Origin of the sequence: Anaerotignum sp. (assembly GCF_030625865.1) — a bacterium.
GTDB lineage: Bacteria > Bacillota > Clostridia > Lachnospirales > Anaerotignaceae > Chakrabartyella.
The window spans coordinates 28,129-40,629 of record NZ_DAOUQB010000014.1; the positions used below are offsets into that span (position 1 = coordinate 28,129).

12 protein-coding genes, 1 riboswitch and 1 other annotated feature are annotated in these 12,501 nt (G+C 41.3%); of the genes, 6 read left to right on the forward strand and 6 right to left on the reverse strand.

The genetic code is table 11. From position 1 onward, the window contains the following. Positions 1 to 115: 115 nt before the first annotated feature. From P9Q65_RS05785 to P9Q65_RS05810, 6 genes are all read left to right on the forward strand, one after another. Positions 116 to 724, forward strand: a complete 609-nt coding sequence (locus P9Q65_RS05785; RefSeq protein ID WP_304508418.1) for an MBL fold metallo-hydrolase — start codon at positions 116 to 118, stop codon at positions 722 to 724. Between the two features lie 60 nt (positions 725 to 784). Further along, positions 785 to 2,269, forward strand: a complete 1,485-nt coding sequence (gene glpK / locus P9Q65_RS05790) for a glycerol kinase GlpK (protein ID WP_304508419.1) — start codon at positions 785 to 787, stop codon at positions 2,267 to 2,269. Positions 2,270 to 2,414: 145 nt separating this feature from the next. Continuing rightward, entirely contained in the window at positions 2,415 to 4,532 is a 2,118-nt protein-coding gene (gene nrdD, locus P9Q65_RS05795; RefSeq protein WP_304508420.1) for an anaerobic ribonucleoside-triphosphate reductase, read from the forward strand. A 3-nt stretch (positions 4,533 to 4,535) separates the two neighbouring features. Next, on the forward strand, positions 4,536 to 5,030 hold the full coding sequence (nrdG, locus tag P9Q65_RS05800; protein ID WP_304508421.1) for an anaerobic ribonucleoside-triphosphate reductase activating protein: 495 nt from the start codon (positions 4,536 to 4,538) through the stop codon (positions 5,028 to 5,030). Positions 5,031 to 5,045: 15 nt separating this feature from the next. Next, positions 5,046 to 5,480, forward strand: a complete 435-nt coding sequence (locus P9Q65_RS05805; protein WP_304508422.1) for a dUTP diphosphatase — start codon at positions 5,046 to 5,048, stop codon at positions 5,478 to 5,480. Between the two features lie 90 nt (positions 5,481 to 5,570). Further along, complete coding sequence (locus P9Q65_RS05810) at positions 5,571 to 6,326, forward strand: VanW family protein (protein WP_304508423.1); 756 nt, start codon at positions 5,571 to 5,573, stop codon at positions 6,324 to 6,326. Positions 6,327 to 6,375: 49 nt separating this feature from the next. Here the strand turns inward: P9Q65_RS05810 and P9Q65_RS05815 are convergent, their stop codons facing one another. The 6 genes from P9Q65_RS05815 to thiD form a co-directional block, all read right to left on the reverse strand. Beyond that, on the reverse strand, positions 6,376 to 6,864 hold the full coding sequence (locus tag P9Q65_RS05815) for a GNAT family N-acetyltransferase (protein ID WP_304508424.1): 489 nt from the start codon (positions 6,862 to 6,864) through the stop codon (positions 6,376 to 6,378). A 26-nt stretch (positions 6,865 to 6,890) separates the two neighbouring features. Next, the gene (locus P9Q65_RS05820; RefSeq protein WP_304508425.1) at positions 6,891 to 7,748 is read right to left on the reverse strand and encodes a MetQ/NlpA family ABC transporter substrate-binding protein; all 858 of its coding nucleotides are present in this window, start codon (positions 7,746 to 7,748) and stop codon (positions 6,891 to 6,893) included. A 64-nt stretch (positions 7,749 to 7,812) separates the two neighbouring features. Then, positions 7,813 to 8,472, reverse strand: a complete 660-nt coding sequence (locus tag P9Q65_RS05825) for a methionine ABC transporter permease (protein ID WP_304508426.1) — start codon at positions 8,470 to 8,472, stop codon at positions 7,813 to 7,815. Further along, on the reverse strand, positions 8,465 to 9,484 hold the full coding sequence (locus P9Q65_RS05830; RefSeq protein WP_304508427.1) for a methionine ABC transporter ATP-binding protein: 1,020 nt from the start codon (positions 9,482 to 9,484) through the stop codon (positions 8,465 to 8,467). The genes P9Q65_RS05825 and P9Q65_RS05830 overlap by 8 nt, the downstream gene beginning before the upstream one ends. 181 nt (positions 9,485 to 9,665) lie before the next feature. Beyond that, positions 9,666 to 9,926 (reverse strand) — a binding site (T-box leader). Between the two features lie 238 nt (positions 9,927 to 10,164). After that, on the reverse strand, positions 10,165 to 11,151 hold the full coding sequence (locus P9Q65_RS05835) for an LCP family protein (protein WP_304508428.1): 987 nt from the start codon (positions 11,149 to 11,151) through the stop codon (positions 10,165 to 10,167). 241 nt (positions 11,152 to 11,392) lie between these two features. Continuing rightward, entirely contained in the window at positions 11,393 to 12,208 is an 816-nt protein-coding gene (gene thiD, locus P9Q65_RS05840) for a bifunctional hydroxymethylpyrimidine kinase/phosphomethylpyrimidine kinase (RefSeq protein ID WP_304508429.1), read from the reverse strand. A gap of 167 nt (positions 12,209 to 12,375) precedes the next feature. After that, positions 12,376 to 12,480, reverse strand: a riboswitch (TPP riboswitch). Between the last annotated feature and the right edge of the window lie 21 nt (positions 12,481 to 12,501).

Sequence of the window (12,501 nt, forward strand, 5' to 3'; positions counted from 1 at the left end):
AAATTACTTTCCTGGTTAATCTGCTTTTTCTCCTTGGCGAACCCTTTTCGTTCTGCTATAATCTATAAAGATAAATACTAAAGTTTTAAAACCTAATGATAAAGGAGGCTCTCCCATGAAAATTAAAGTTCTTCCAATGGGCTCAATCGGGACAAACTGCTATGTAGTTTCCGATGATGCAGGCAATGCTGCAATCATCGACTGTGATGGAGACCCTAGGCCAATGTTTTTCTATATCTCCGAACATAACCTGAAACCCACCCATATCCTGCTTACCCATGGCCATTATGACCATATTGGTGCCGTAAAAGCAGTGAAGGAACAGTATGGCTGTAAGGTTGTTGCAGGAAAGGATGAAATTCGTGTTTTGACCGACCCCGCTGCAAACTGCTCCATTTTCTCTGGCGGCGCAATGACCGTACTCCCTGATGAATTTGTGTCCGACGGCGACAGCATAACTGTAGGAGAAATGAAGTTTCAAGTTCTCTTTACTCCCGGACATACAGAAGGAAGTCTTTGCTATATTTTTGAAGATACTATTTTTTCAGGAGATACTCTATTTCAAGGCTCCTGCGGCAGAACAGATTTGCCAACGGGAGATTGGTCTACCATTTTATCCTCTTTAAAACGACTGAGAGACCTTCCGGGGGATTATACTGTATATCCTGGTCATGGTCCCTCCACAACCTTAGGAATCGAAAGAAGCTCAAATCCCTTTATGTAAGTAAAAATAACCCTGTCCTTTTTTGGAACGGGGTTTTTCTGCCAAAAAAGGAGGCTTTATATGAAATATATCCTCTCTCTGGATCAAGGTACTACCAGCTCCCGCTCCATTTTATTTAATCAACAGGGTCAGGCAGTTTGTACGGCTCAAAAAGAATTTACTCAGTTCTATCCTCATCAAGGTTGGGTAGAGCATGACCCCATGGAAATTTGGCAAACACAATTAGAAACTGCCAGAGAAGTCACCGAAAAAATGGGCATCTCCGCAGAAGATATTCATGCCATCGGCATTACCAACCAAAGAGAAACTACCATCTTGTGGGACAAGCGCAACGGACGACCTCTATATAATGGAATCGTTTGGCAGTGCCGCCGTACCGCCCCTTTTTGCGACAAATTAAAAGAGCAGGGTTATACAAATTTTTTCCGTGAAAAAACAGGTCTTTTAATCGACGCTTATTTCTCCGCAACAAAAATCAAATGGATTCTGGAGAACGTTTCCGGCGCAAAGGAATTGGCATCCAAGGGAAACTTGCTTTTCGGTACCATAGATACATGGCTGATTTGGAACCTAACAGGAGGACAAGTTCATGCAACCGATTATTCCAATGCCTCTCGAACCATGCTTTTTAATATACACACCCTTACCTGGGATAAGGAAATATTGGATTTGTTAGAAATCCCTCAAAATATCCTGCCAAAAGTTGTTCCCTCTTCAGGAATTTTAGGCCATACCCTTCCCGCCCTCTTGGGTACCCCTATCCCTATTGCCGGCGTTGCCGGTGACCAACAGGCGGCATTATTCGGACAAGCCTGTTATTCCCCCGGCACCGCAAAAAACACTTATGGAACAGGTTGCTTTTTACTGATGAATACAGGAGATACGCCCGTTAAATCGAAAAATGGCTTACTCACCACCATCGCCTGGGGTATGGATAATAAAATCACCTATGCCTTGGAAGGTTCTGTCTTTGTTGCCGGTGCAGCAATTCAATGGCTGCGAGATGAATTAAAAATGATATCCTCGGCAGCGGAAACAGAGGGCCTTTGCCGTTCGGTAGAAGATACCTGCGGTGTTTATTTGGTTCCTGCTTTTACAGGGTTGGGGGCGCCCTACTGGGATCCCTATGCCAGAGGCATATTAACAGGCTTGACCAGAGGGGCAAATCGTGCCCATATTGTACGGGCCGCTGTGGAATCCATGGCATACCAAACCTATGATGTGCTTCACGCCATGGAGCAGGATGCAGAACTTCCCCTGGCAGAACTTCGGGTAGATGGCGGTGCCGCCGCAAATGCCTTTTTACTGCAATTTCAATCAGATATTACAGGCGTTCCCGTTTTGCGCCCCTCCACCTTGGAAACCACAGCTTTGGGCGCCGCGTATTTGGCAGGGCTTGCCGTTGGATATTGGAAAAATCTCACGGAAATCAGAAGAAACTGGCAAATATCTCGTGTTTACTCTCCTCAAATCACAAAGGAAGCATCAGAATTAAAATACAATGCCTGGAAAAACGCCGTAAATCAGGCTCTTTGCAAAAAATGACGAAACAACATATAGTATTTTTTTCATTTTATATTGAAAAATAACACAATATGTGCTAAATTTATAGTCAGCGATAAAAAGGGAGTCCACCCAATCTTATCCCATTTTTAATATAGCCTTTGTCTATAAAGGAGGAGAAAATCTTATGTATGTAATAAAAAAAGACAATACCCATGAACCCTGGAATGTTCAGAAAGTAGTCATCGCAGTCAATAAATCCGCTTACCGTGCCTTGGTAAAATTTACCCAAAAAGAACTGGACTTTTTGTGCAAATACGTCGAGGAAAAGGCCTATTCCTTGGGCAAGGAAGGCATCCCCATTGCCGAGATGCATAATATCGTGGAATCCGCTTTGGAGCAAGTAAAGCCTGAGGTTGCAAAAAGTTATCGAGATTATCGTAACTATAAACAAGACTTTGTGAAAATGCTGGATGAGGTTTATAAAAAGAGCCAATCCATAATGTATATTGGAGATAAAGAAAACAGCAATACCGATAGTGCTTTGGTTTCCACAAAACGAAGCCTTGTTTTCAACCAGCTCAATAAAGAACTATATCAAAAATTCTTTATGACCACAGAAGAATTGCAGGCTTGTCGTGACGGCTATATTTATGTTCATGATATGTCCGCCCGCAGAGATACCATGAATTGCTGTCTTTTTGATGTAAAAGCCGTGCTGGAGGACGGTTTTGAAATGGGCAACCTTTGGTATAACGAGCCAAAAACCTTAAATGTTGCCTTTGACGTTATCGGCGATATTGTTCTCTCCGCTGCCAGCCAACAATATGGCGGTTTTACGGTGCCATCCGTTGACCTGCTTTTAGAGCCTTATGCAGAAAAAAGCTATGAAAAATTCTATCGCCGTTATATTGATATCGGCCTGACTCCAAAAGTGGCCGACCGTGAAGCCATGGCAGATATTTTGAATGACTTTGAACAAGGCTTTCAAGGCTGGGAATATAAGTTCAATACCGTTGCCTCCAGCCGTGGCGATTACCCCTTTATTACCATGACCTTCGGCACAGGTATGGGTAAATTTGCAAAATTAGCGTCTATTACCATGCTCAATGTCCGCCGCAAGGGACAGGGCAAGAAAAACTGCAAAAAACCCGTCCTTTTCCCTAAACTGGTATTTCTCTATGATGAAAACCTCCATGGAAAAGGTAAAGAATTGGAAGATGTTTTTGAAGCGGGCATCCTTTGTTCTTCAAAAAGCATGTACCCAGATTGGTTGAGCCTGACCGGAGACGGCTATGTAGCAGATATATATAAAAAATACGGCAGAATTATCAGTCCTATGGGTTGCCGTGCCTTTTTATCCCCTTGGTTTGAACGAGGGGGCATGGAGCCTGCTGATGCACAGGATAAGCCTGTTTTTGTGGGACGTTTCAATATCGGGGCTGTCAGCCTGCACTTACCCATGATTTATGCAAAAGCAAAACAGGAAAGCAAACCTTTTTATGAAGTTTTAGACTATTATTTGGAATTAATTCGTAATCTCCATATCCGCACCTATGCCTATTTAGGAGAAATGCGTGCCTCAACCAACCCCTTGGCGTATTGTGAAGGCGGTTTTTACGGCGGTCAATTAAACCTGCACGATAAAATTAAACCTCTTTTGAAAGCTGCAACTGCCTCCTTTGGTATAACTGCTTTAAATGAGCTTCAAGAGCTGTATAATGGCAAATCCTTAGTGGAAGACGGTCAGTTTGCCATTGATACATTGGCCCATATTAACGAAAAAATTGCGCAGTTTAAAGTGGAGGACGGTAATCTTTATGCCATTTACGGAACCCCAGCCGAAAGCCTTTGCGGCTTGCAGGTAACACAATTCCGTAAAAAATACGGTGTCATTGAACATGTTTCTGACAGACCCTATATCAGCAACAGCTTCCATTGCCATGTAACGGAAGAACTCACTCCCATTGAGAAGCAAAATCTGGAAAATCGTTTTTGGGATTTATTTAATGGCGGAAAAATTCAGTATGTGAAATATCCCATTGAATATAATTTAGATGCCATTCGCACGCTGATACGTCGTGCCATGAAAATGGGCTTTTATGAAGGCGTAAATCTTTCCTTGGCATATTGTGACGATTGTGGTCATCAGGAATTGGAAATGGAGGTTTGCCCCAAATGCGGAAGTCATAACTTAACAAAAATCGACCGTATGAACGGCTATCTTTCCTACTCCAGAGTAAAAGGTGATACCCGTCTTAATGAAGCAAAAATGGCAGAAATCGCAGAAAGGAAGAGTATGTAACTTATGCGTTATCATAATATAACAAAGGATGACATGCTAAATGGCGAAGGCCTTCGTATTGTACTTTGGGTTTCTGGCTGTGACCATGGTTGCAAGGGCTGCCATAACCCCATCACTTGGGACCCCAACGGAGGGATTGTCTTTGATACGGCAGCACAAGATGAGCTTTTTGAAGCCTTAAATCACGATTACATCAGCGGAATCACCTTTAGCGGCGGTGACCCCCTGTATTTGGGAAACAGAAAAGATGTGACAGCGTTGGCAAAACTGATAAAAGCGCGCTTCCCTCATAAAAACACTTGGTTGTATACCGGTTACCGTTGGGAAGAAATCAGTGCATTGCCGGTAATGGAATATATTGATGTTTTGGTGGACGGTCGTTTCGTAGAAGATTTGAAAGATCCAAAGCTTCATTGGAAAGGAAGCTTTAACCAAAGAATTATAGATGTACAAAAATCAATAAAAAATAACTCCCTCTATCTTTATCATGCAGAGTAACAGAAAGGAAAAATTATGGAAACCATTAGAATCAAATACCTCAGTGACAAAATCGAAAAGCTCCGCTATATAGATGGTAAATCTGACTGGATTGACCTCAGGGCAGCAGAAAGAATAGAATTGAAGCAGGGAGAATTTCGCCTCATTCCCTTGGGCATTGCAATGGAGTTGCCCAAAGGCTTTGAAGCCCATATTGTTCCTAGAAGTTCCACCTTTAAAAATTTCGGAGTGATCCAAACAAACCACTGCGGCATTGTGGATGAAAGCTATTGCGGCAATAACGATCAATGGTTTTTCCCCGCTTTGGCAATGAAAGATACCGTAATCGAGGAAAACGATCGTATCTGCCAATTCCGTATTTTTGAGCATCAACCTGCTATCGCCTTTGAGGAAACGGATAACTTAAGTAATAAAAACAGGGGAGGCATTGGCTCCACCGGTAAAAAATAATCAGTGAAATGAGGTGCATCCATTGTGGGACGAAGATTGTTTTGTGAAATATCTCCTCTAACTTATAAAATTTCAAGGGGAAAGTGTGTTGTGGTGCGACATTTGAAAAATATTATAAGTAAAGAAAAGTTTGCAAAAACAAAGTCCCCTGTAGATTTGCCCTATAAAATATTTTCCCACACTTCTTTGATGCGTCGAAAACTGGGAAATGTAGATAAAGCACTTCAGGAAAATAAGGTTTCTAACCTTTCCCTGGCTGTACCTCTGGTAAATGGCATACTGATTGGCCCCGGTGAAACTTTTTCATTCTGGAAACTAGTTGGCAATACCTCCATAGCAAAAGGGTATAAAGCAGGGCTTTCTATTAAAATGGGCAGCCCATCAAAAGATATTGGCGGTGGGATGTGTCAGCTTACAAATCTTATTCATTGGATGGTTCTGCATACACCCCTAACGGTTACAGAGCGGCATCACCATGATCAACTGGATTTGTTCCCCGATTTTAAGCGGCAAGTCCCTTTTGGCATAGGTACCTCCATCGTCTATAATTATTTTGACTATCGATTTAAAAACAATACATCTGCTACATACCAAATTTTTATTTATCAAACCGAAGAAGATCTTTGTGGAGAATTGAGAGCAGATGAAAACCAATCCTATGTATATCACATATATACGGAACATGAATTTTTTTCCAAAGAAGAGGATGGTATATACCGCAATGGTACCATTTACCGCGAAACGATAAATGCAAATACCAATGTTTGTATCGAAAAAGAATTATTGCAAAAAAACCATGCAAAAGTAACCTATGATACTACCAACTTAATCATACAAAATTCATGATAAAAAAACGTTCCATTTCTTTTGAAAATGGAACGTTTTTTGTCACTTTTTATAATTTTATTGTCATTTGAATCACATCATCTGTGATATTACCAATGGTAAGGCCATTTTTCACTGTACCTACTTCCGAAAACCCCATGCTTAGATATAATCCAATGGCTCTCTCGTTACTGCCACGAACCTCAAGATCAATTCGCTGATATCCAAACTTTTTTCCATGTTCCAATATCGCCCGAACCAAACGTTTGCCGATTCCCTTGCCACGATAATCCTTCAGTACTCCAAGCCCAAGATAACCTATTTCCTCTGCCTTGGGTTGCGCATCGCACCATCCAACAACTTGATTTGTATCTGTATTAACAGCCAAAAGAAAGGGTATTTTCTTCTGGATGGAATTCCTCATAAAGGGGATTGTCTCTTCTATAGGAAATCCCTCCAGTTTCGCCAAATAAATTTTTTCTCTAGCTACGGCGTCTAGTGCTTCGCTATAAGAAATAATATATGCCTCTGTAGGTTCAATAAAGGTCACTTCCATCATATCACCTCATAATAGAATACTTCTGCTTAGTTCTTCGTTGTAGGCGCAACGGCACCCCCATAAGTGTTGTTGATATAATCTGCTACGGTCTGGCTGTTTAACACCTCAAGCAAAGTAACCAACTCAGGTCTTGTTTCATCCCCACTTCTTACTGCAATAATATTTGCATACGTTGTTGCTGCCAAGGAATCTGCTGCTTCAATTGCCAATGCATCCTCAGTCTTCAAGCCATTCTGCATTGCATAATTGCCATTGATAACTGCGATATCCAAATCTCCAATGGATAAAGGCAACTGTGCTGCTTCCATCTCAATGATTTCAATATTCTTAGGATTTTCCTTAATATCAAGCTTTGTTGCAGAAATACCTGCTTCAGGATCCAATGTAATCAAACCATTGGACTCCAGCAATAATAAAGCACGACCGCCGTTGGTGCCGTCCGCAGGAATACCAACCTTTGCTCCATCAGGCAAATCTGCTAAATCTGTTACACTTTTACTGTAAATACCCATGGGTTCGTAATGCACCGTTCCTAAGCTTACAAGGTTTGTGCCATGTTCCTCATTAAAGGAATCAAGATAAGGTAAGTGCTGGAAATAGTTAGCATCCAAATCGCCGTTGTCCAAAGCCAGGTTTGGCTGAACGTAATCCGTAAACTCAACAACTTCCAAGTTAATACCCTTTGCAGCCAATTCTTCCTTAGCAGCATTTAAAATTTCTGCATGAGGTGTAGGAGAAGCGCCAATTTTTAATGTAATGGCTTCTGTCTCTGTAGCCGCATTGGCAGCATCGTTTGCGTCTGCCGCTTTATCTGTTTTGCTGCCGCAACCGGCAACCCCCAGTGCTAAAGCACCTGTCAATAATAGTGCAAAAAACTTCTTCATAATACAATTCCTCCTTATTTTCCTTTTTTTCATTCTTTCTTTATTTTGAAACCCTTGGCTAGGTTTACAAACGTTTATCCGTTCTCTTGGCAATCTGCATTCCTAATTCCTGCAAAATTTGTACGATAATAACAAGTAAAACTACCATGATATACATAATGTCCGTCTGTCCACGATGATATCCGTAATTGATAGCAACTGCCCCTAAACCACCACCACCGATAAATCCGGCCATAGCAGAATAGCCTAAAATCGTTGTTACCGCAATGGCACTGCCAACCAATAAAGATGGCTTTGCTTCCGGCATCAAAACCTTTATCAAAATTTGAAGAGGAGAAGCTCCCATGGATTGCGCCGCCTCAACTACACCTTTTTCTACTTCTTTTAAAGATGACTCCACCAATCTTGCAATAAAGGGGGCTGCTGCCACCAAAAGCCCAACAATGGCGGCCTTGGGCCCGATTGTTGTACCCACAGCCAATTTTGTAAAAGGCATAATTGTCAACATCAAAATTAAAAATGGGACAGAACGAACAATATTAATGATAATACCCAAAGTTTGATGAACGATAGGCATAGGCCGAACACCTTCCTTGTCCGTCATAACTAAGATCAGCCCCATTGGCAACCCAATGATGTATGCAATAAAAGTAGATATAATTGTCATATAAATACTTTCCCAAAATGCTACGCCAACTAAGGCAAGCAATCCCTCCTTAAACATAGTAAACCTCCTCTACCTCAACGTCTCTTTCTTTTAAGTACGCCAACATCTTTTCTCTTGTTTCTTTATCTTCTGACAATTGAATCATCATTTGTCCATATACCCTGCCGTCAATCATACGGGTATTCCCAGAAAGGATGTTTGCAACGGCATTGCATTCCAGCATCATCCCACCTAAAATAGGCTCTCCGGATATCCCGCCTCTGAATACCACACGGTAGCAGTGTGCAATAGGGCCTTCAATGGCCTCTCTGTTTGTTCCCTCGTGATACACCAGTTCTCTGCCTGCCTTGGTTTTTGGTGCCCGGAAAATTTCCTCCACGCCTCCTATTTCTGCAATCTGTCCCCCATCAATAATTGCAACACGATTGCAAATTTCTCGGATTACGCTCATTTCATGGGTAATCACAACAATGGTAATTCCCAATCGCTCATTAATATCCTTTAAAAGTCTTAAAACGCCCGCGGTGGTATTTGGGTCTAAGGCACTGGTGGCCTCGTCACAAAGAAGCACCTTTGGTTCCGTAGCCAACGCTCTGGCAATGGCAACCCTTTGCTTCTGCCCACCGGAAAGCTGGGAAGGATATGCCCCTAATCTATCGCCCAAACCAACCAGCTCCAGCAATTCCTTGGCTCTTGCCTTAACTTGATCTTTCTGCACACCGGAAATTTCTAAAGGAAAACAAACATTTTCCAACGCTGTTCTTTGCATTAACAAATGAAACTGCTGAAAAATCATTCCCATAGAATGGCGCTGTTCCCGCAACTCTTTTTCTGCCAAGCAGGTTAACTCTGTTCCATCCAGGTAAACACGCCCCTCTGTTGGTCTTTCCAATAGGTTAATACACCGCACTAACGTACTCTTTCCCGCACCGCTCATGCCAATAATTCCAAAAACCTCTCCTTTTTCAATTTGCACATCAATATTCTTTAATACCTCTAAAGACCCTCTTTTTTGAGGAAAGCTTTTTGATATACCTTCTAAATGTATCATTATTTCTTTTTTATCCATACCCTTACCCTCTTTTCCTTTTATACGACACTAGAAAAAAATCTAAGTTGTACCCATTATTTTCTTTCAATGAACTATTCTTTTTTAGTAATGTAACACCAGCTGAAAATATTTATCCAAACCTGACACAGGCTTTGCTTAAAATAAATAAAAAAAGCCCTCATCCCCAAGACATTTCTGTCTAAGGGACGAGAGCATACGCTTCGTGATACCACCCTAATTTACCATAGCCTCACAGCTATAGCCTCTGCAAGTACGGGTAACATCATTTACCGATACTCCGTCGCTATCACGGGCGCTCCCGTCGCAGCCTAAAGGAAAAACCTCTCGGTACGCAGCTCCAAGACCATCTTCCATCTTTTCTGAATTCCCTCCCTCTCAGCTTCATAGGAGGTTCTCTGTAAAACCATCTAAGATGTACTCTTCTTTTCTCAGCCTTTTTCAATATAGTTAAGTTATCCTCATTATACAAATTTCTTTCCGTTTGTCAATGAAAACTCATTTTTATTTTCGGAATATATATCACTTCGTCTCAGCACTTTATATAAAAAATCTTCTTTTTTTTGTGCATTTATTCAAATATCTATAATCAAACAATCCTTTTTTAAAACGAGTAATCGTTTTTTTGCTGTTCGTTTTCAAGTTTTTTCTTCATTATATTCATAACTTATTCACAATTTTCATTCTGCCTGTGTTTCCGTCGCCTCTTCATCCTTTCCATACTGGTCGAAAGGAATATCATGGTAAATGAATTCTTCAATCATATCTGCCGCTTCATCGATATCATACACAAAATACCATACACCATTAATTCTCTCGCCGTGGGACTGAATATTATCATTGGGCAACCCTGCCTGTTCCAGTGAAAGACCACTCTTCACGCCCACTGAGGCTAATTTTAAAATCTCATCATTGCTTAAAGATGTTTCCACCAAGGGAGAGAATTTTCTGACATAGGAAGGATACAGTAAAGGGTTAATTCCTAAAGCTTTTTGGAATAAACATTCCAAAACCTTCCTCTGCCGCTCCCCTCTTTGCACATCCCCGTCAATTTTTCTGATACGAGAATAACTCACCGCCTGAGGCCCCGTTAGATGCACCAACCCGGATTCTCGGAGTTTTTCACCTTTTAAAAGATAATTGTTTATTTGCTGCCGTTCCGCCTCAGTAACCTCCAGTTCAACGCCGCCCATTTCATCAATTACATCCGCCAAAGAATCAAAATTCACCGTAGCATAGTCTTTAATGTTTAGATCGAAATTTTCATTGATTGTTTGAATTGCCAGTTCAGCACTTCCATAAGCATACGCATGATTAATTTTTGTTTTTCCATGCTCCGGTATGTCTACATAAGTATCTCTGGCTATAGAAATCAACTTTATTTTCCCTGTTTTCTGATTTACCGAAGCAATCATAATGGCATCAGAACGCCCCTTGTTTTCCTCATTTTGGGAGTCAATCCCAAATAAGGCAATGTTCATAATCCCTTGGCTTCCATAAACACCAAGTTCCTCATTTACCGAAAGAGAATCTTCATCAACCGTTTGACGATTTAATCCTCCTACCATATACATAAAAATTCCGTACAATATTGCAAGCACCCCACACAATCCAAGTAACGTAAGCAATAATGTCTTAAAATATAATCTCCATAATTTTTTATCCATAAGGGAGTATCGTCCTCTCTACAAAATTCGTCAGAATCGCTTTTTATTATATTACTCTATGGGGAAAAAAACAATGAAAATTCCTTTAATACATAAGTTGGTACTGAATATCATGCTACTTTTCTATAATTTACCCCTTAGGATGCAACGCCCCTAATCCGAATGAATACTTTCCCTTTATGGATATAGAACAACAAAAAAACGGCAGACATGCTCTACCGCTTTTATCTCTTGCTATTTTTCAGTCTTTCACTTCTTCCCAAATTCCTGCTTTATTATAAAGCTCGTAGAAGTGGTTTGTAGGACCTACACCCTTGCCAATTTCCAGGCTATGCTCAATGGCTACCGTAATATAATCCTTGGCAATGCGTACCGCCTCTTCCACAGACTTTCCCTTGGCAAGATTTGCCGCTATGGCAGAGGATAGGGTGCATCCGGTTCCGTGGGTATTCTTCGTCTCAATGCGGTGGGAATGCAGAGGAATCACTTTCTCCCCGTCAAACAATAGGTCTGTTGCATCGTTTTCCAAATGCCCACCCTTAATCAATACGTTTTTCGCACCCATTTCATAGATTTTTCTTGCCGCCTGTTCCATAGAAGGCAAATCATTGATTTTCATACCTGTAATGACCTCTGCCTCAGGCAAATTTGGCGTTACAACAAATGCCAGAGGAATCAATCGCCGAATCAGTGTATCCTTTGCATCCGGCTGCATCAGATCAAAACCGCTTTTTGAAATCATAACGGGATCAACCACAATGTTGGATGCATGGTATTCCTCCAGTTTGTCTGCAATGGCATGAATCGTCTCAATTTGGGAAACCATTCCAACCTTCACCGCACTTACTTGAATATCAGAGAAAATTGCGTCAATCTGCCCACGGATAATTTCAGGAGAAATATCCTGACAGCCAAAAACTCCTTGGGTATTTTGCACCGTTACCGCAGTAATGACACTCATACCGTATGTACCATGGGCGGAAAAAGTTTTTATATCCGCCTGAATGCCTGCGCCGCCACAGGTATCAGAACCGGCTATGGTTAAAACGTGCTTCATTGTATCAACCTCCAAAAAATTAAAATATTTTTGTTTTAAATTTAACAATAAAAATATCGCAACAGTGAACTAGCATTCTCGCTGTTGCAAAACATCAAAGCTTCTCAGAAAGTAATAACTTTATTGAAAAAAAGCACAGCTACGATCCCTCGTTTGCTGTGCCCCGTTTGTGAAGTAATGCGCTTCCCTACGCTGGTATAATCCAGATCAGGTAGAAAGGGTAACAAGTTGTTGCTTGATTCTCAGCCATGATGGCACCCCCAGCAAATTCATGATTCGATTTATTTACAAAA

What these genes read in the sequence shown, in the direction of transcription:
- P9Q65_RS05815 (WP_304508424.1), bottom strand. Translation starts at nt 6,864, where the DNA reads ATGATGGAAGTGACCTTTATTGAACCTACAGAGGCATATATTATTTCT.
- nrdD (WP_304508420.1), top strand. Translation starts at nt 2,415, where the DNA reads ATGTATGTAATAAAAAAAGACAATACCCATGAACCCTGGAATGTTCAG.
- P9Q65_RS05830 (WP_304508427.1), bottom strand. Translation starts at nt 9,484, where the DNA reads ATGGATAAAAAAGAAATAATGATACATTTAGAAGGTATATCAAAAAGC.
- P9Q65_RS05825 (WP_304508426.1), bottom strand. Translation starts at nt 8,472, where the DNA reads ATGTTTAAGGAGGGATTGCTTGCCTTAGTTGGCGTAGCATTTTGGGAA.
- P9Q65_RS05820 (WP_304508425.1), bottom strand. Translation starts at nt 7,748, where the DNA reads ATGAAGAAGTTTTTTGCACTATTATTGACAGGTGCTTTAGCACTGGGG.
- P9Q65_RS05805 (WP_304508422.1), top strand. Translation starts at nt 5,046, where the DNA reads ATGGAAACCATTAGAATCAAATACCTCAGTGACAAAATCGAAAAGCTC.
- thiD (WP_304508429.1), bottom strand. Translation starts at nt 12,208, where the DNA reads ATGAAGCACGTTTTAACCATAGCCGGTTCTGATACCTGTGGCGGCGCA.
- P9Q65_RS05785 (WP_304508418.1), top strand. Translation starts at nt 116, where the DNA reads ATGAAAATTAAAGTTCTTCCAATGGGCTCAATCGGGACAAACTGCTAT.
- P9Q65_RS05835 (WP_304508428.1), bottom strand. Translation starts at nt 11,151, where the DNA reads ATGGATAAAAAATTATGGAGATTATATTTTAAGACATTATTGCTTACG.
- glpK (WP_304508419.1), top strand. Translation starts at nt 785, where the DNA reads ATGAAATATATCCTCTCTCTGGATCAAGGTACTACCAGCTCCCGCTCC.
- nrdG (WP_304508421.1), top strand. Translation starts at nt 4,536, where the DNA reads ATGCGTTATCATAATATAACAAAGGATGACATGCTAAATGGCGAAGGC.